Genomic DNA, 18,259 nt, shown 5'->3' on the forward strand with positions numbered 1-18,259 from the left:
AAAAGATCATGTAGTAGGATTACTTAACTACATGATCTTCTTTGTACTTTATCTGTTAACCAGTTATTCTTACTCTTTGCTATTAGAATAGATGGCTCCTGCTGTAACTTCCTCAGCTTCTACGTCATCTGCTGTCCATCCTTGAATAACATTGCCTACTTCAAACTCTTTAGATACTTCCTCTGCCCCATTATCAGGGTCATCTAAGAAACTTGTTTCTTCAGTAATAATAATCCATTGGTCATTCACTTTTATTTTTGTTCCATCTTCACTGATTTCTTCAATAGTACCGCTAATATTAACTGCAACCTTTGCATTTGGACTATTTTCATCTACCTCTGCCTTTTCTTCTTCTTGACTTTCTTCTTCTTGACTTTCTTCCTCTTGAGCATTTTCTTCTGTTTGGTCAGCTTCTTCTGTTTCAGTACCTTCTTCTACTTCAGTACTAACTTCTGTTCCTGTTGTTTGATCTTCTGGGTTTTCTGTATTGGTACAACCTACTAAACCACTTAATCCCATTGTAACTACCATTGCTAATGCAATTAATCTTTTCATATTCATTCTCTCCCTTAATTCTTAATTATTTTATAATCTTATATTTGTATTTGGTAATTTGCTAACATTGTATATCTACATTTGTCCATTTATTACCTCCTTCACTTGTAATACTTTTGAAAGTGGTAATAAGTTTCACTCTTTTTAAATTTTTTTATTTTTATTACTTTTCATTAGCAAATACCGTATCAACTAATCTATTGTCTTGCTGATTTTCTTGAGAAGTATAAGCAGAAATGATGTTCCCTACCTCAAATACTTTAGAAACCTCTTCGCCAGATTGGGATAAAAATCTTGTGTCATCATTCACCAAGTACCATATCCCATTCAAACGGAAACTATAACCATCTTCGGACACTTCTTCTATCTGACCTGAAACATTCACTTTTACCTTACCCATAAGTATTTTATTACTATCAGGGCTTATTTGTGGTTGATTCATATTATAAATATGAATACCTACAATGATTGCAAACATACATGTAACTACAGCAATCTGCCTTATATGTTTTCTTAATAAAATGGGGGTTTTCTTCGGTTTTTCTTGTTGATTTCTAAGTTCTACTTTCATTAATGTAGAAGTCTTGTTCAATAACTCTTGGCTTGGTCTAATCTGCTCATAGGCTCTTTTTACTTTATCTCTGTCATCCAAGACTGATCACCCCTTCTAAACTCTTTTCAAGTTGCTTTCTTCCTCTAGCTAAACGAGTCTTTATAGTTGCCTCTTTTGCACTTAATATATCAGCAATCTCTTTTACTGAGTATCCCTCATAATAATACAGATAAATAACCTGCCCATATTTTTTAGGTAATGTATTTACTGCCTCATATAATTCACTTGTTTCTGTTATTATATTTTTTGTATCTTCTATTTCTTCACTAAGCTCAGCTCTTTTTTTAAAGTGGGATGATAAAAAAATATTTTTACTACAATTAATGGTAACCCGAATTAACCATGCCTTAAGGTGTGCTTCATTATCAAACGTAGGTTTCTTCTTTACCAATCGTAAGAAAACCTCTTGAAAAACATCCTCTGCATGATATCTATCTTTCGTGTTCGAATAGGCTACTTTATAAACAGTGTCGGAGTATTTATCTAATATATAATCAACATCTTCATCCGTACGCAATGAAAGATGGTTCATATGATCTCCTCCCTTCACTACTAATACGATTAATTACCCAAAAAAGTTTCATTTATTCTATAAAAAATAAATTAATCTACTTTAAATGTGTAAGGAAATAAAAAATAACTACCTATAGGTAATTATTTTATCATTTTTATTGACTTTTTATAGTCACTTATATTTATTTTTTCATGTCGATAGATTTTTATCTGCTGTATTAGTTGATTACCGGTATCTTTATCTCAATCAAAAATTCATCTTGATTATTAATAATAAAACTGTTAATAATGGAGGTTGTGATGATATCCCCTCGAATACTCAAGTGTTCTTGCTTAATATACTGCCTTACCTTAGAGAAAGTCTCTTCTATTCTACTATAAGAGCCTTGATGGTAAGTAAGGATGCATTGTCCTAGTGAATACTCTTCAACATTTGGATCATTCATAAATTGCTGTTCTATTGGCATAAGTATCTTTACCAGATGCTCTCTTTCAACATGATTTAGGTATTGCTCATTATAAATAAAAGAGAGACCATGGTTATGTCCTACCTCTGAATAGTTGGGGTAACACTCTGTTAATTCAAGTAACTTCTTTTCAAATTCATACCAATCATGAATAGTCTGACAGTCACCGATAACCCCATAAATTGCATCACAACTTTGAACTTCAATCAGACTCCCAGAGTTCTCGTAGCGTTCCTTTGTTTTTTCAATTCTTTCAATAATGGTCTCAAGATTCTTTGAGACAGCTTGCATTTTCACAATCTTATTATCCAACTCATCTTTTTGCATTTGAAGGGTTTTTATAGCTTCATCTACTTGATGGATTGATTTATATTTTTTAACTTCCTCCAAAGAAAGTCCTAACATTTTATAAAATTTTATGCGATCGACTTCAATAAATTGTTCTTCTGAGTAATACCTATATCTGTTTTGCTCATCTACTATCGCCGGGGATAATAAACCCAGTTTATCATAATATCTTAAGGTTTGTGCATCGATATTTTTAATCTTAGCAATCTCACCGATTCTAAATCTTTTTCTCATAATATCCCCCCTGATTATTAATTATTATGCAACAAAAGAATTTTCTAAGTTTGATATTGACTTTATAGTAACTATAAGGTTTATAATACTATTTGTCAATTATAGTATTAGAGGAGACAGAATATGAGTAAAAATTTTCAAAACATAAACTTTAAAAACTACTTAAGATTTGTACTTCCGACTATCTTTTCAATGGTATTTATTTCGATTTATACAATGACAGATGGTATTTTTGTTTCAAAAAGATTAGGGAGTACTGCTCTTGCAGCCCTCAACGTAGCGCTTCCTGCATTCAACTTTATATTTGGAAGCATTTTTATGATTGTTATCGGTTCATCAGCCATTATTGGTATTAATCTTGGTGCTAAAGAAGATGAGACAGCTAATAAGAATTTTAGCAATATGGTATATGCATTGGCTTTTATAGCCCTGTTTTATCTTATCATCGGTTTGCTATTCACTGAACCCATAGCAATCTTATTAGGTGCAACTGAGGATTTATTACCTTATGCAAAAGATTACCTCTTTATATTATTTATTGGAACTATTGGCTTTGTTATAAAAATATTCACAGAAATATTCTTGCGATTAGAAGGGAAATTTAATCTCTCATTATTAGCAACAGTAGCTGGTGGTATTGCAAATATTCTATTGGATTATTTATTCATCTACCAATTGGAACTAGGCATTGCAGGTGCCGCACTGGGTACCATACTTGGCGCTTTGATCAATGGTCTATTTGGGATTGTTTACTTTACCTTCAAGCGTTCGAAAATCCGCTTTGTTATGACAAATATTGATTTCAAGTTTCTGTTTGATTCCATGATTAATGGTTCATCTGAAATGGTGTCTAGTATATCCACTGGTATTACAACCTTTTTATTTAACATGGTACTTTTGAAATCAGTTGGTGAGATTGGTGTATCCAGTATCTCCATTATTCTATATATTAACTTTTTATTATCATCCATCTTCATTGGAATATCTATGGGAATACAACCTCTACTCAGTTACAACTTTGGAGCTAATCAGATAACGAATATTAACAAAATTCTTAAAATGTCTTGTATCATTATAGGGTCCATTAGCATTGTAGCCTTTACAGTTTGCAATATTTTTAAGTTTCAACTTATCTCATTGTTTAGCACTGATAATATAGAATTGATTCAGATGACTGCACAAGCTTTTACTATATTCAGTTTTACATTTTTCATAAGTGGCTTTAATATACTTGGTTCAAGCTTTTTTACCTCCCTCAATAATGGTAAATATTCAGCAATCATTTCTTTTAGCAGGTCCATTGTATTTAAGTCACTTATCATACTCTCACTACCATCAATCATAGGTCTAAATGGTGTATGGTTAACTATTCCATTATCGGAGTACTTATGCATCTTCATCACACTTTACTTTTATTTGAAAGTAAAAAAGACCCAGTTATCAATGACAATTTCAGCCTAATTATAGTTTTTAAAGTTAAGAATCAATACTAATAAAGGAATATATATAGAGAGCTATCCTCTAAATATATTCCTTTTATATTAATAATTCCTAGGTTTATTGATGGCACCTCAATTAACAAGTTTCCAGAAGTACTTTGTTATAATACTTTAAAGACGTCACTCATTTTATGATAGACTAGGAAATGACCTTCATCAGGGTAAAAATGCGTAATTGCATTAGGTAATATCTGAGCCATGTATTGACACTGATCACCAATACTTCTATCTTTCCCACCCCAAAATACGTGAACGGTTTTATTGATGTCCTTTAATGGTATTTTCCAATTGGCTGTATGCATGATATCATGGGACATAGCATTATGTTTGATAGAGGTTTCTTGTCTACATCCATCAGAATATGCTTCAGCAAGTTTAAGATAAAAATTATCTTTTTCAAGAGCTTCTAGATCAGGTCCTCTTAATTTTTTCTTTCCAAGAGTGATAAATTTTACAGGATCTTTTTTTATCATCTTAGTTAAAAAATGTGTTTGAATATAAATAATCCAAGGTGCCATCCTAGCAGTTTTATATAATTTTTTATTTACATTCATATCACCTATTGCTTCATCTACAAATGGCCCCACGCTACTGATCAAAGCAACATTTTTTAGTTTATTAGGAATCTTTAAAGCACACATCAAGGTACTTGGTCCACCACCTGAGACACCTGCTATTGAAACTTTATCAATGCCAAGGTAGTCCATTAATTCTAAAATATCAAATGGAAAATTATCAAGATATCCATTAATATTATAATCTGAATGACCATATCCTGGTCGATCTACTGCGATTATTCTAAACATCTCATTATCAAGTACACCAGGTACATCTCGCCACATCAACTTTGAAAATGGTGTGCCATGTACTAATATTAGGGGTTTGCCATTTGCATTACCATACTCTTTATACGCCATTTTTCTTCCATCTTTTAAGGTAATCCAATTGTAATCCATAAAGATTCCTCCTTCAATAATAATGTCTTAGTAGCACTAATCATTTACTCAAACTGTGGAATTTTATAATCAACTTATTTAGGCTTGTGCTCTAGCATCTATCATCTGTAAGACCTCTTCACCATAGAAACTTTGGGACTCAGTCAAATCAAATAAGTTTACAGCTAACCACTCAAAGGCTTCTATCTTTTGTTTTAATTCATTCCAATTTATCTTTTCAGGATCTGTTTCAAGAAATGCTCTTCCAATTGCTTCATTGGTATCTAAGATTGATCTAAGGAAGTGAAAAGCAACTCCATGAGGGTGCTGAAATTTAAATACCCCTTGCTCAATACCTTCAGTAAAGACTCGTTCAAATAACGGTGTACATTGTTGAACTACATCTCTAACTAATAAATGAAGTATTATAGCATTTTCTTCAAGATATATGAGTCTGGCAAATTGATCAATAGATTTATTTTTAAGATCTTTTGCCTTGTAAGCGGCTTGAAATAAATTCAAAACTTTTTCCTTCGGATTTAAGTGCTTCATATCTGCAACCTCTGATATTGCATCTACTATAGGAGTGTTTAATAAATCCACCAATCCATATACCAACTCATCTTTAGATTTATAATAATGAAAGAAGGCTCCTTTAGTCATTTGGCTAGATTCTATGACTCTATTTATCGAAAACTTTTGATAACCATCCTTTGCAAGAAGATTGAGTGCGTTCTGTAATATTTGCTTTTTTTTAGCATTATAATCTTCGTTATTTCTAATCCTTGCCATGGTTTAACCTCCATATATGATATTAATATTAATTTACGATTAATAAACCATTGGTCTATTAATTATAATTATACCACTAGTCTGTTAATTGTCAAGTTAAACTTATTGAAAACTAATAACGACCAGCATTTAATGAATAAATCTGAAGGCACCCAACTTTTATAGTCAGATGCCCTTACGTCTTTTTTACACTATTATCTCCTTTGCCCTACCAACAATACCATTTACTAATCTCACCTTAATACCATGAGGATGCCTGGCTGAATTAGTCAAGATATCTTTTACTACACCTTCAGTTAGCTTACCTGTAGGTTGATCCTGCTTTTGAACAACCTTAACCTTTATACCTGGCTTTATATTTTCTCTTTTACAACCGTCCATTATATTTACCTCTTTCTTAATTACATATAGTCTTTTCTACTCTTTGCACAGGAGTATTCAATGCTGCTTAAAATTTAGAAAAGATTTCTTCATTCTACCACTTAGATCTAATGATTATTTTTCATCAGCTTTCCCCATTTTGCCAATGATTCAAGAGCAGGTATCAAGTCTTTCCCCTCTTCAGTGAGCGAGTATTCTACCCTCGGCGGTATCTCCATATACTGTTTACGATGAACAATCCCGTAACTCTCCATTTCTTTTAGAGATTGGGATAACATCATATTGGTTATACCTTCAATCTTTCTCTTTAATTCATTATAACGTAAAGTATGGTTTTGACTTAATGCCCAAATTATTGGTAGTCGCCACTTCCCACTAATCAGATCCAAGGCATAGGTTAGGGGACAGATATTTTTATATTTATATTCTGCATGATTATCCTTCATTGATTAAAACTCCCTTAATCAGTTTTTTCTTCCTTAGTCAATAAATACTGCATACTTGTACAAATTTGATGATGTATTATAATTATATCATAATTGATCAATTGGTTTGTGCTATGCTATGTTTTTATTAAAAGAAAGATTAGGAGTGAAATTCATGGCTATAACTTATGAAGTTATTGATAATGAGAATATTGAATGTTGCCGTGACTTATGTAATGAACTCATGGTGTTTCAAAAGTCAAAAGCAAGGATTGCACCTGAGTTGTTTGATAACATGAATTTTGATACAAGAATGATTCCTTCAATTCAGAGTGCCATCTATAACTATGTTGCGATTGTCAAAGATGATAATCATATAGTGGGATATGTCTATTCAAATGTTTCCTCAAAAGAAACCTATTCCAATGATTTTGCTACTTTTTTTGACCTTTCTTCAGTAAGTAAAGCAAATGTAGGTTGCTTATCTCAATTTTATATCAAAGAGGAATATAGAGGTCATGGGATTGGATCAGTGCTTTTTGATATGTCAATGAAATGGTTGAATCAATTTGATGAAATTGACGATTATTTTGTCTTCGTTTCTAATGGTAATGATGATGCTTTGGAGTTTTATCAACGTAAAGGCTTTCAATATAGCCATGAGATATTGGATGGTTTTATAAGTGTTCTTAGAAACAATTCTAGATAAGTTCAAAAAGCCGAGAAATTAATTTCTCGGCTTCAGAGCATATTATAATGTTTTAGGCTTTATTACTCTTAATTTCTTGTAATAATTTGTTCTGCATTTTAGCATCTCTAAATACCTCAATATAGTAGAGACTTCCGCCAATTATGTAAGGGATGGTGAAGCTTCTAAAGCCATCTCTATAAGCATCTGGATGAAGTTCAACAAATTGAGCCTCTATAAATAACACAGCAAAAACAAGTCCTAGAGCAATCCCATATTGCACAATAATCATGACCAAAGGAGATAGACGTTCAAAATAATGATGGGTATAGAGAACCCCTACTCCCAGACTGGTCCATAAGATGATATTGAACTCATTAGCTGCGGATATGCTTTCACTTCCATGACCAATGGCTAACCCTGCATTTACAAGAGATATAATGGTATAACTAACACATATGGCAATCAGCATTTCAGAGAGATCTATTTTTTTCCTCATATGACATTACGCCTTTCCTTCAAATATTGCTTAAAATTAGCTTTATAGCTACGATTAATAATTAAGTACTCGTTATTTTCCATGATAGCTTTTATTCGCATATTGACCTCTGGCTTTATGGAATCGATATGAGCAATATTAACAATATTAGATTTATTAATGCGAACAAACCCCTCTTCTGCCAAGTCTATTTCCAATTTAGCCAAGCTCTCTTGTACTTGATAGACTTGTCTCGCTAGATAGGCAAAAGTTCGTTTATCCACGCTTTCGAAATAATAGATATCACTTATATTTATTAATATCTGTTCATTGTCTTCTGTTTTACCATATAGGTGCAAGCATACCTGATCGCCTTCAACGACTTCTACGACTTTCTCTATTATCGGCGTCATTACCTGATAATGGACATCCATATAGTCCTCATCTAGTTGATCATCTTGAAATAACCTGATTTTCAATTTGTCACCACCTGTACAACTATTAGTTGATAAAATTCATCACTCTTTCCTTATATTGTACAGGATAATCGATACATGCTTCAATATGTTTTGTATCTACTAGCCAATATTCCTTCTTACTTCCAGTAATGCTTTCGAAGAGCGCTTCTCCCATATCGCTGGTTGAAAGATCATCTTTTTCACTTTGGATGACTAAAGCCGGGACATTACAATTTTTTAATGCCGTTACTATATTCGCGTCATCAAAGTCAAAATTATATTTCGTCCTCAGTCCCATGTTAGCACACCAGACAGCATATGCACCAGGCAAACCCGTATTCATATCTTCAAATACCATTAAAAACATACTTTCCATACTATCAAATGCAGAATCTAAAATAACTGCATCTACATTTTCATTAGCATGTTCTGTTCCAGCATAAAGCCCCGTCGTAGCAGCTCCCATTGAAAAACCGTGAACAACCATTTTCTTGTCTGTTGTATTTGCTTTCACATAATCCACAAGAGCTTTTATATCCAGCTTCTCGTAATAGCCAAAGGATACTTTTTGGTTCGTTGAATCTCCACTCCCTCTTTGATCCAGTGCTAACACATTCCAGCCACTTTCCAGGTAAATTTCTGCTTGTGGATATACGCTGACATAGTCTCCACCAAGTCCATGAACTAAGATAACTGTATTGTTATCCTTTGTATCTTGGGTACTAAAAAAAGCTACAGGAATTTGGTTACCGTCTTCTGCAGTTAAGGTAATTTTTTCTACAGGATACTGCTTCTCAAAGCTATCTATATCGTAACCCCAAAGCTCAAGTTGCTTCCTACTGTTATCTTTTGTATCATTTCCCTCATTTAAATAGATCAGACCATCGGCTATATTAACACCTAACCCATAGCTTACAATACCAAAACCACTAATTAACAGTAGACAAAGGACAATTATTATAACCTTTACTCTTTTTTTAGTTATCAATTTCCCTTTTTTTTCATTCCCTCTTATTTTCATATCTGTCATCTCCTTATTCTCTTGCTTGAAACTTTTTATTGTTGTTTAAGGATAATATAGCAAAGAACCAAAGGCGATTCTACCAAATCTTTCTAAGTTGCATTTTAGTGTAACTAAGTTACTCTTTTAGAGGTAGAAATTCAAAGAAAACAGACTAGACCATTTAATAAATGCAGTTATGCAATAAAAGAGAAGGGCAATCAAATTGTACAATGATTTTCCTTCTCCTAGTTTTGAAGTATTCATATTAACTTAATTTTTTGAGCATATATTCTAAGGATTCTAAGCTGATAACTGGTCTACATAATTGCGTTTGCTTAATAATTTCTTCATTAAATCCGGCAATCCCATTTTGAAGAACTGAAGCTCCAAAACCTCTCTCCAGTGCACCATTAAGAGAGAACAATACGCAATGTTCAGCAGCAAACCCACTGATCACCACAAACTCGATGTCTAAGGAATGAAGTAAACTCTCCAAGTCTGTCTTCCAAAAAGCATTTGAATAGGTTTTAGTAATATAGTGATCTGTTAAATTCGTCACTAATTCTTCCATTAGTTCAAAGCCTCCAGAGCCAGGTCCATCATCGGTTTCCTCGTCCTGTATAATAATAACAGGTCTTTTAGCCTTTCTAAACATATCGCTTGCCTCATTAATGTATTCTAAGGCTTCATTTATAGATCTCTTGCAATGTTCAATTGTTTTGAATTCCTTTTGCATATCAATGATCAATAATGCAATACTCAATCTAACATCTCCTTTATCAGTTCTCATTCTTTATGTTACAACTAATTATCACATAATCTTTAGGTAAAATATATGCCAAAAACGATTATACCTAATAATCATCTTCCCTTATTATCCTGTACACTCTTTGTTTTTACATTACCTCTTATAGATCTATAAAGTAATATTATAATAAATGCCAAACCACCATAAGTTACAAATAATTCGGAGAAACCAGCATAAATAATTGATGTATATGTTAATGCATTTTGATAAGTATGTGCTAGCATACTGACCCAAGCAGTTCTTAAATATAAGATGCTAAATATGAAAGATAAATGGATAAACATTCTTTCAAATGCGGCTTCTAATCCCCATGCCGATATATGTATAGCGCCAAAAAAGAAGGATGATATGACAACTGCAGCCAATAGCCATCCGTGTTTAAGTCGTTTTGATAATAGCTTAGATAAAGCTACAACAACTAATACGTTAACTGATTCTTCAGCAAAAACAACTAATGGTAAAGTTAATAACCTACTTATGTACTCACTTATGGTCAGAGATATTTGTTCAATATTCTGTGGATCACTTGATGTCCAGCCCAATGCATGAAGTGTTAAGACAAAAATGACACTACTCATAAGGACACTAAATGGGTAAATCCAAAGTACATTTGAAATTGAATTAGGCTTTCCTACATCTTTAAAAGGGGGTCTAAAAAAGTCTTTGAGCACGTCCTTGTTTTGCCAAGTTAATACTAAGGTAATGGATAGAAACAGTACTTTTGTCAGTATATTTCTATTTGTTAAGAGCTCATTATGGATATAGGTTCCAAACATAACCCATACTATTGATATTATGAACCATAATGGTTTAATTTTATTAGCTGATATCAGCTTCAAGGTCTCAGATTCCATATTAATCTGCTTATTTATTACATTCATTATCTTATTCCTCATCATTTACTCCCTTGTTAGTTCGTTCATTGCTTATTGATAGCCCGAATTTAGTTATTAGAGTACCCTTTTTGTTGCAACTAATTATTTTCTGAACTTTATTATAGCATATTATCAACCAAACTCTACTATACGTTTATTGAATTTTAATCTGTCAGCTGTTACTCTTAACAGGTGGAGGTGATCATTATGGATTGCAGTAAAATTGGAAAACTGATTTTAAGTCTGCGTAAAGAGAAGAACATGACACAAAAACAAATCGCCGATGCTATGAATATTAGTGATAAAACCATCTCTAAATGGGAACGAGGTTTAGGATGCCCTGATGTATCTTTACTCAGTGAGCTTTCTCAAATATTTGGAGTAAACATTGAAAAAATTTTATTGGGAGATTTAGATCCCAATCATGCTGATGGAGGAAATATGAAAAGAATTAAGTTTTATGTATGTCGAAACTGTGGAAATATATTAAATAGTACAGGACAGGCACAAGTTTCATGCTGTGGCAGAAAACTAGAGCCGTTACATGCAAAAGAAGCAAATGACGTACACAAGATAAAAATAGATGAAGTTGAAAATGAAGATGATTGCTATATTACAATACCCCATGAAATGACTAAGTCTCACTATATTTCATTTGTAGCTTATGTTACCTATGACAGATTACTTCTTGTGAAACTTTATCCTGAACAAGGTGCAGAATTACGTTTCCCTAAAATGGACCATGGTAAAGTATATTTCTATTGTAGCCAGCATGGATTATGGGTAAATGGAAAATGATAAACAACAGATCAGTGATGTTCTAGCATTGAGAAGGCAGAAAATAACAAGTTCTAAAGCTGAATCACACTTGATGTGTATAAGGGAAGACAAATTGTCTTCCCTTAACTATTAATATAAGTCTACTATATCAGCATCTTCTAGATATTCTTTTATGATATAATTGGCTAAATTAAACCAGCTCTCACAGTGATTAAGTATCACTTTATCTCCTGAAACTACTCTACCCATTTTCATTAATAATACATCTGGATTTCTAACTATCTCAACATCTACATGACTGTTCCAATCTTTTGATATAGCTAGTGTAAGCTGTTTTAGCATACCCGAATTGGATACTGGCTGGTCCAAATAAAATATTACACCTGGTACAAGCAGCTCATCCAATGTCTTTCCTATAAGTTCTAAGGCTGTATATGTTTTATCTATAATTTTGTAAGTTCCCCTTAATCCTGCAAGATCTCGTATAACACCATCATTTCCAAGAAGAACTTTACTCTTTGAAAGAGCAACCTCCAAAGTTATAATTAAATTAAAACCATCGATATAAATAGTTCCATTTTCCCCTTCCTTAAGATCCAAACATTTCTTTTCTCTCTCTTGACACTCTTTACTTGATGCAGTAGATCTCATTAATGCCATCCGTTGTCTCTTTGAAAACTGGTTCTTATCTCCAACAAGGTCCAATATTCTTTCGATTTTGTAACCTCGATCCAATAACCATACCAACTCTTCCTGTGCGGTTTTTAGCTTTTTCATATTTTCCTTGGAGAACCATCGCGTATCATCTTTATCAAAACCTCTTCGTACAACTTTTACTTCCATATATGTGGTCTCCTTCTAATAATTATTTTTGGTATCCTATGGTTATTTTGCAGCATTATTCTTGTACTAAACCTAAATATTTATTAATAGCTATCAATAATTTCTTGAGCCTTTGTTACAAACTCTCTTTTTAAGTCATCAGGTTCAATAATCTTTATTGCATTGCCATAGGTAAAGAGTAAACCTTTCCAACCCTTTTCATACTCTGGTACAGTAAATTCCAAAAGGAAGTCTCCACTTTCCAAATCTATTATATTACCATTTGGGAAGTACTCCTCAACAGATACACGCACCTCTTGTTTCCCTTGTATCTTAACTTTTATATAGTTATATGAATTAAGCTGTTCTTGCTTTTTTAACAATGTTTCAAAGTCATCATGCTTCCTTGAAAATATGTTCTCTGAATCCTCTAAGTTTCTCATTCGGAGGACTTTAAATAATCGATAATCATCTTTCTCTAAACAGTATGCAAGCATATACCAAGCATACCATCTATATACCATACCAATAGGTTCAACTTTACGTCTAGTTCTGTCTCCATAGGCATTTGTATATTCATATTTCAAAATGTGTTTATCATTTATTGCTTGTTCAATAATCTTAAGATGGTCATCCATATCAGTGCCTTCTCTTGATATACTTAAGTCAAATTTAATATTAGAAGAATTTTCAAGACTGAACTTTGAAGAACTCATTATTTTTTCAAAAGTCTCATCCAGTTTTTTATTACTATAGGCTGTACACAATCCAGCTAATGCTGTTTTGATAAACTGGTAGTCCTCTGCTGTGACCATTTGCTTATCAAGCTTAAAACCATCCATGATTCCATAACCCCCATTTGTACCATGCAGAGATACAATGGGGATTCCAGCTAAGCACAAAGCTTCAATATCACGTTGAATTGTTCTTGATGATACTTCAAACTTCTCAGCCAATGTATTGGCATTGACTATATCACGATTAAGTAAATAAATGACTATTCCAAGTAATCTATCTATACGCATTCTACTCATCCCCTATTAGATTTCATCCGTTAAATTAACCACTCTAATAATGACGTAGAGTGGTTGATATTGACTCTATGAAGTTGCACAAGACTAAGCACTCACAATGCAATTTCTGCCCTTCTTTTTAGCTTGATATAAAGCACTATCAGCTAATTTTATCATTTCTTCTGCAGATTCATTACTATAAGTTTTCACACCACCACTAACAGTAACTTGATGTGGTAAACCAAAATCCATCTTTTCAATTTCTGTACGAATACGCTCTCCAAACTTTTTTGCATCCTCTTCATTTGTATTCGTTAGTACGACAAGAAATTCCTCGCCGCCATATCGACCAACGTAATCTGTCTGACGAGAGTATTCAGATAGTAACTTAGCAATTCTAATGATTACTTGATCACCAACTTGATGGCCATAAGTATCATTGATCTGCTTGAAATGATCAATATCAGTCATTAGAATACTAACAGGTTGTGAATAACGTGCTGATCGATTAATTTCATTTTTTAGTGTATCACATATTGTTTTATGATTGAGTAAGTTGGTCATAGAATCTTTTAAGGCTAGGTTTTCTAAGGCCTTATGTTCAAGAAAAACTTTTAATCGTAACCGATAAACAATAACTCCCAATACACAGCAAATAACTGTCATCAAGAAGGCATCTGCTATATAAATATAGATATCTTTTAAAAAGAAAGCATCTGGATGCATAGTTGCATTTAACGGCATATGACCTGGTGGAAGTGTACCCACTGGAGGCTTCCCAGGACCAGGAGGTAAATTTCTCATTTCTTCTGAAATAGGTAGCTCTATTAATAACCTCATATTCAACTGAAAATATAAGTAAAGTCCAATGTTAGTTACTAAAGTTACTAAGGAACGTCTATAGAAAAGTGCCGATGTTCCTGTTAAAGTAAGTATAAACATGGTAATTGAACCTGTTCTGTTGACCTGATCAAGACTAATAATTACTGACCAATATACAAGCAAAATACAGTATAAGGCAATAATCACTTGCAATATTAGTCCATTGATTGGTTTCTTATTAAATATGACCCAGAATGCTATGAGTATAGATAATGTTTGAAAGATGAATACAAAATATGTTAGTTTATTTTCAAAGGCTGGATTTAACCCTTGTTCACTTAAAATAATAACTACTTCAAACAGCATATACACGATGCTTATAATAATAACTCTAAAAAAGTTTTCCTTTGCAATGGTACTATAAAACTCCTCTTTAAGATCTTTTGTAATAGGTATAAATAACCCCTTAAACTTTTGATAAAAACGATTGTTGTCTATTGGCTTCATTGGTCCCCCCATATTTTTTACCATCTAATTTTTTATCGATGATCAATATTCCTCCTAGATTTATCACAATTATCTTTGTAACCCCGTTTTTAGAAGTATACCATCTATAATTGTCTTACTGTAATACATATCGGCTTATTGCTTAAAGTAATTAATAAGATTTAAGTTTAATAAAGGTTATTTCCTATACAAGCTAGCAAACACCATCTTTGATTATAGAACTATAATCAAAAAGGTGTTTTTTAGAGAACCGATTGTTAATCACTTAAGGGGTATACTATTAGCAGCACCTTGGTTTTGTTGGTATTCTTTTTCCTGATATAATAGCATTATATAGTTGTTCTTCATCAGGATAATTTTTTACTGAAATTACTTTACCATCAACTACGATTAATGGGGATACTTTTGATAGTACAAAATTTATATTGGCTTCACTTACTACAAGCCTTTCACCACTTTCTTTGAATACTTTATTCAGCATTGATATAAACTCTTGCTTATTATCTTTTGTTAAATAATAGATCTGAAATTCGTTAGCAGAACCATATCTAATGGAAAAACTCTCAGCTAATTCATCAATTGATAACGATTTCGCTGATCCACAACAACAGCCTGAATTACAACAACATCCGCTATGAGATGATTGATTATTTAACGCTTCATTCACCATAAACACTTCTATCAACCTCTTAGCCATATTATCCTCACCTTTCAAATTATTTTACTACACTGGACAAACATTTTTACATTTTCCACATCCACATTTGCTAAGGTCTCCTTTTGCATTTGGAGCATTTCTAATTGGGCATACTCTTAGGCATTTCATACATTTAATGCAAATGCCTGAAACCTTATGATCTGGTACAAGTGGAGCATCTGTTATAATTGCTCCTAAGCTAGTTGTCAAACCAAATCCTTTAACTACTAGAGAATTTACAGGACTTAATTCTCCAATACCTGCTTCATCTCCCATTCTCACAAGGGATATAGCTCTATTAGTTCCTTCTACTATTACAGAATTATAGCCAAGTGAATTTAAGTAAGTTATTACATCACTTTGGGCAGCAATTGTTCCTATATAATTACTGAATCCTCCCATTTCATCAACACTATCTTCTTTTTTCCCCTCAGCAAACACTATTACTGATTCAAAACCTTCTAAAATATTGTTAGGATGATACTCCTTTGGGGCATTCTCAAATCGTTCCTTTGTTGCAACACCAACTCTATCAAATAGATCAAGCATAACTTTTATCTGATCTGTCATTTCTTTATTGCTTATCTGTGACATACTCACCCACCTTTCTGTAAGTTAAATAGCCTTTACTAGAAAAGACGATACAAACAAAAAAAGGTCACAAAAAACTCCTAAGTCCATTCTTACATATAAACTTAGAAGCTTTTAAGTAACACGCTTATTCACAATTATTATGACATGATCTACATTCAATTTTCTGTTTATAATCAATGATATTACCAAATGTATCTAATTGAAAATCGCAACATTCAAGCAATATCTCCTTTAACATAACCTTCGATCTATGGACCCTCATTTTTGAACAGGATACTGAAATACCTAATTCCTCTGCTATTTCTTTATGCTTCATCCCCTTTATATCATATAGTTCTACAACTTGTTGATACTTCTGAGGAAGTTCAGAAATCATCTTCCCAACACATCTACTTATTTCTTTATTCATATTATCTGAGCACTTTTCATTGTCTAATTCTTCTTCAAATTGCTGGATGTCAACTGATATATCCTTTTTCTTTCTATAATAATCAATCATAGTGTTTTTAGTTATTTTATAAATCCAAGACTTAAGCTTTGATTGATCATCTACTTGATCTATGTTACTTTGTATTTTTATAAAAACTTCTTGGAGAATATCTTCTGAGTCATATTTATTTTTCACTTTACTATTAATATACTTATATAGTTCATTACTCAATTCATTCCAAATACGTGTAACCTTAGTATCCACAATAGTCCTCCAAGCATATTGAAATTATTTATTATATTCTATTCTAATAGAAGCTTAAAGTACTATAAATTATAATTTGAAGAAAAAATATTGAATAAACCCTAGAGCATATTCTAGGGTTTTTACACGTTATTAGAGTACTTTATTACAGACATGTACTTCAGGCATTTGAGTTATATATTTAGCTGATTTCGTAACAATCTTATGGTAGTATTCTGAGGTAGTATGATTATTTAAGGCCTCTTTTGATTCCCATTCTTCAACCATAATCATTACATTTGGATCATTCTCATCTAAGTATGCATCATATCTGATACAACCACTTTGCTTTACAGTAATCTCCACTAACTCTTTCGCCATTTCTAATAGTTGCACTCTATTTTCCTCTGTTAGATATGATTTCGCAATAACTGTTACCATAGACATTCTCTCCTTTTTTCAGTTTCATATTATTTAAAATGATAAAAGCTGTATTATATCCTTAAAGATGTTTCTAGTATATAGCCGACTTATTGATTGTACAAGTACTTACTTTTATGTATAATACTATACATAAGGTAAGTATAGTGATGATATCAAGATGGTGTGTTTAGTATAGATTGAAGAAAAAGGTAGGTGTGTTTATGCCGCATAATAATAAGGAATATTCATGCTCCATCGATCTCACAATTGATTTAATAAGTGGTAAATGGAGTATGTGGGTATTATATGTTTTACAGAACGAAGGTACTATACGTTTTGGAGAACTCAGAAAAAGAGTAAAAGGTATTACTGAAAAAATGTTGATTCAACAACTTAAAAAATATGAATCTTTTGATATCGTCCATAGAAAAGTATATAATCAAGTACCACCTAAAGTAGAGTATTCATTAACCGAATATGGTAACAAGCTCATGCCTATTATCGATTTATTATTTCAGTGGGGAGATGAATTTATGGAATCTCATGAAGACCTCGTTGTTGTTAAAGATCCAATAAAATTTAAAGATCTAGTTGAATATAGTAATAAATAGTAATGGTGCTCTCATCGAGCACCATATTTTTTAAGTTCTTTACGTGAAAAAATACAATAAATTTCTTTAAAAATATAGCCACAATTACTCAGAGATCATACTTACTTACCAAAAGTATAGTATCTTACATTAAAGTAGGTACTTGTAAATATATATAATTCATTTAAACTATTCTTAATGACACTAATTAATTTATCCTAAAGATTCAAAATGCATATATCAATCACGCTAGTGAATTAGTATGA

24 protein-coding genes are annotated in these 18,259 nt (G+C 32.3%); 4 read left to right on the forward strand and 20 right to left on the reverse strand.

Annotated features, from left to right (window positions below):
- Positions 1–69 precede the first annotated feature (69 nt).
- From C1Y58_RS03845 to C1Y58_RS03860, 4 genes are all read right to left on the reverse strand, one after another.
- On the reverse strand, positions 70–555 hold the full coding sequence (locus C1Y58_RS03845) for a hypothetical protein (protein WP_105614652.1): 486 nt from the start codon (positions 553–555) through the stop codon (positions 70–72).
- A 163-nt stretch (positions 556–718) separates the two neighbouring features.
- The gene (locus C1Y58_RS03850) at positions 719–1,207 is read right to left on the reverse strand and encodes a hypothetical protein (protein WP_105614653.1); all 489 of its coding nucleotides are present in this window, start codon (positions 1,205–1,207) and stop codon (positions 719–721) included.
- The gene (locus C1Y58_RS03855) at positions 1,200–1,700 is read right to left on the reverse strand and encodes an RNA polymerase sigma factor (RefSeq protein ID WP_105614654.1); all 501 of its coding nucleotides are present in this window, start codon (positions 1,698–1,700) and stop codon (positions 1,200–1,202) included. Before C1Y58_RS03855 ends, C1Y58_RS03850 begins: the two co-directional genes overlap by 8 nt.
- A 199-nt stretch (positions 1,701–1,899) precedes the next feature.
- A complete protein-coding gene (locus tag C1Y58_RS03860; protein ID WP_105614655.1) occupies positions 1,900–2,730 on the reverse strand; it encodes a MerR family transcriptional regulator in 831 nt (276 codons plus the stop codon).
- Positions 2,731–2,853: 123 nt separating this feature from the next.
- On the opposite strand from C1Y58_RS03860, the gene C1Y58_RS03865 reads away from it, so the two are divergent.
- Positions 2,854–4,191, forward strand: a complete 1,338-nt coding sequence (locus C1Y58_RS03865) for an MATE family efflux transporter (protein ID WP_105614656.1) — start codon at positions 2,854–2,856, stop codon at positions 4,189–4,191.
- A gap of 139 nt (positions 4,192–4,330) precedes the next feature.
- On the opposite strand, the gene C1Y58_RS03870 is transcribed toward C1Y58_RS03865, so the two are convergent.
- The 4 genes from C1Y58_RS03870 to C1Y58_RS03885 form a co-directional block, all read right to left on the reverse strand.
- A complete protein-coding gene (locus C1Y58_RS03870) occupies positions 4,331–5,185 on the reverse strand; it encodes an alpha/beta fold hydrolase (RefSeq protein ID WP_105614657.1) in 855 nt (284 codons plus the stop codon).
- A 78-nt stretch (positions 5,186–5,263) separates the two neighbouring features.
- The gene (locus tag C1Y58_RS03875; protein WP_105614658.1) at positions 5,264–5,956 is read right to left on the reverse strand and encodes a TetR/AcrR family transcriptional regulator; all 693 of its coding nucleotides are present in this window, start codon (positions 5,954–5,956) and stop codon (positions 5,264–5,266) included.
- Positions 5,957–6,142: 186 nt separating this feature from the next.
- Complete coding sequence (locus tag C1Y58_RS03880) at positions 6,143–6,337, reverse strand: YwbE family protein (protein WP_105614659.1); 195 nt, start codon at positions 6,335–6,337, stop codon at positions 6,143–6,145.
- A 107-nt stretch (positions 6,338–6,444) separates the two neighbouring features.
- Positions 6,445–6,783 carry a winged helix-turn-helix transcriptional regulator gene (locus C1Y58_RS03885; protein ID WP_105614660.1) on the reverse strand — a complete coding sequence of 113 codons (339 nt, stop codon included), beginning with the start codon at positions 6,781–6,783 and terminating at the stop codon, positions 6,445–6,447.
- A 154-nt stretch (positions 6,784–6,937) separates the two neighbouring features.
- On the opposite strand from C1Y58_RS03885, the gene C1Y58_RS03890 reads away from it, so the two are divergent.
- Complete coding sequence (locus C1Y58_RS03890) at positions 6,938–7,471, forward strand: GNAT family N-acetyltransferase (RefSeq protein WP_105614661.1); 534 nt, start codon at positions 6,938–6,940, stop codon at positions 7,469–7,471.
- A 52-nt stretch (positions 7,472–7,523) separates the two neighbouring features.
- On the opposite strand, the gene C1Y58_RS03895 is transcribed toward C1Y58_RS03890, so the two are convergent.
- The 5 genes from C1Y58_RS03895 to C1Y58_RS03915 all read right to left on the reverse strand — a co-directional run bounded on the left by C1Y58_RS03895 (position 7,524) and on the right by C1Y58_RS03915 (position 11,093).
- Positions 7,524–7,949, reverse strand: a complete 426-nt coding sequence (locus C1Y58_RS03895) for a DUF6608 family protein (protein ID WP_105614662.1) — start codon at positions 7,947–7,949, stop codon at positions 7,524–7,526.
- Positions 7,946–8,407 (reverse strand): LytTR family DNA-binding domain-containing protein, encoded by a 462-nt coding sequence (locus C1Y58_RS03900; protein WP_105614663.1) that lies wholly within the window; start codon positions 8,405–8,407, stop codon positions 7,946–7,948. Before C1Y58_RS03900 ends, C1Y58_RS03895 begins: the two co-directional genes overlap by 4 nt.
- 22 nt (positions 8,408–8,429) lie before the next feature.
- The gene (locus tag C1Y58_RS03905) at positions 8,430–9,407 is read right to left on the reverse strand and encodes an alpha/beta hydrolase (protein ID WP_157949932.1); all 978 of its coding nucleotides are present in this window, start codon (positions 9,405–9,407) and stop codon (positions 8,430–8,432) included.
- 247 nt (positions 9,408–9,654) lie between these two features.
- Positions 9,655–10,152, reverse strand: coding sequence for a cysteine hydrolase family protein (locus C1Y58_RS03910; RefSeq protein WP_170311505.1), 498 nt, complete (start codon positions 10,150–10,152; stop codon positions 9,655–9,657).
- A gap of 98 nt (positions 10,153–10,250) precedes the next feature.
- Positions 10,251–11,093, reverse strand: coding sequence for a CPBP family intramembrane glutamic endopeptidase (locus tag C1Y58_RS03915; RefSeq protein ID WP_170311506.1), 843 nt, complete (start codon positions 11,091–11,093; stop codon positions 10,251–10,253).
- A 186-nt stretch (positions 11,094–11,279) separates the two neighbouring features.
- Between C1Y58_RS03915 and C1Y58_RS03920 the strand changes: the two genes are divergently transcribed.
- The gene (locus C1Y58_RS03920) at positions 11,280–11,870 is read left to right on the forward strand and encodes a helix-turn-helix domain-containing protein (protein WP_105614667.1); all 591 of its coding nucleotides are present in this window, start codon (positions 11,280–11,282) and stop codon (positions 11,868–11,870) included.
- Positions 11,871–11,981: 111 nt separating this feature from the next.
- On the opposite strand, the gene C1Y58_RS03925 is transcribed toward C1Y58_RS03920, so the two are convergent.
- From C1Y58_RS03925 to C1Y58_RS03955, 7 genes are all read right to left on the reverse strand, one after another.
- Positions 11,982–12,695 carry a DUF434 domain-containing protein gene (locus C1Y58_RS03925; protein ID WP_105614668.1) on the reverse strand — a complete coding sequence of 238 codons (714 nt, stop codon included), beginning with the start codon at positions 12,693–12,695 and terminating at the stop codon, positions 11,982–11,984.
- 83 nt (positions 12,696–12,778) lie between these two features.
- Positions 12,779–13,699, reverse strand: a complete 921-nt coding sequence (locus C1Y58_RS03930) for a helix-turn-helix transcriptional regulator (RefSeq protein ID WP_170311507.1) — start codon at positions 13,697–13,699, stop codon at positions 12,779–12,781.
- 93 nt (positions 13,700–13,792) lie between these two features.
- The gene (locus C1Y58_RS03935; protein WP_157949933.1) at positions 13,793–15,016 is read right to left on the reverse strand and encodes a GGDEF domain-containing protein; all 1,224 of its coding nucleotides are present in this window, start codon (positions 15,014–15,016) and stop codon (positions 13,793–13,795) included.
- Positions 15,017–15,296: 280 nt separating this feature from the next.
- Positions 15,297–15,713: a hypothetical protein gene (locus tag C1Y58_RS03940; RefSeq protein ID WP_105614671.1), complete on the reverse strand. Its 417-nt coding sequence runs from the start codon at positions 15,711–15,713 to the stop codon at positions 15,297–15,299.
- A gap of 27 nt (positions 15,714–15,740) precedes the next feature.
- Positions 15,741–16,307, reverse strand: a complete 567-nt coding sequence (locus tag C1Y58_RS03945) for a hypothetical protein (protein WP_105614672.1) — start codon at positions 16,305–16,307, stop codon at positions 15,741–15,743.
- A gap of 124 nt (positions 16,308–16,431) precedes the next feature.
- Positions 16,432–17,001: an RNA polymerase sigma factor SigZ gene (sigZ, locus tag C1Y58_RS03950; protein WP_157949934.1), complete on the reverse strand. Its 570-nt coding sequence runs from the start codon at positions 16,999–17,001 to the stop codon at positions 16,432–16,434.
- A gap of 132 nt (positions 17,002–17,133) precedes the next feature.
- A complete protein-coding gene (locus C1Y58_RS03955; protein WP_157949935.1) occupies positions 17,134–17,421 on the reverse strand; it encodes a putative quinol monooxygenase in 288 nt (95 codons plus the stop codon).
- A 203-nt stretch (positions 17,422–17,624) separates the two neighbouring features.
- Between C1Y58_RS03955 and C1Y58_RS03960 the strand changes: the two genes are divergently transcribed.
- Complete coding sequence (locus C1Y58_RS03960; RefSeq protein ID WP_105614675.1) at positions 17,625–18,014, forward strand: winged helix-turn-helix transcriptional regulator; 390 nt, start codon at positions 17,625–17,627, stop codon at positions 18,012–18,014.
- Positions 18,015–18,259 lie beyond the last annotated feature (245 nt).

The organism is Vallitalea okinawensis, assembly GCF_002964605.1.
In the GTDB taxonomy this organism is placed as follows: domain Bacteria; phylum Bacillota; class Clostridia; order Lachnospirales; family PQDH01; genus Vallitalea_A; species Vallitalea_A okinawensis.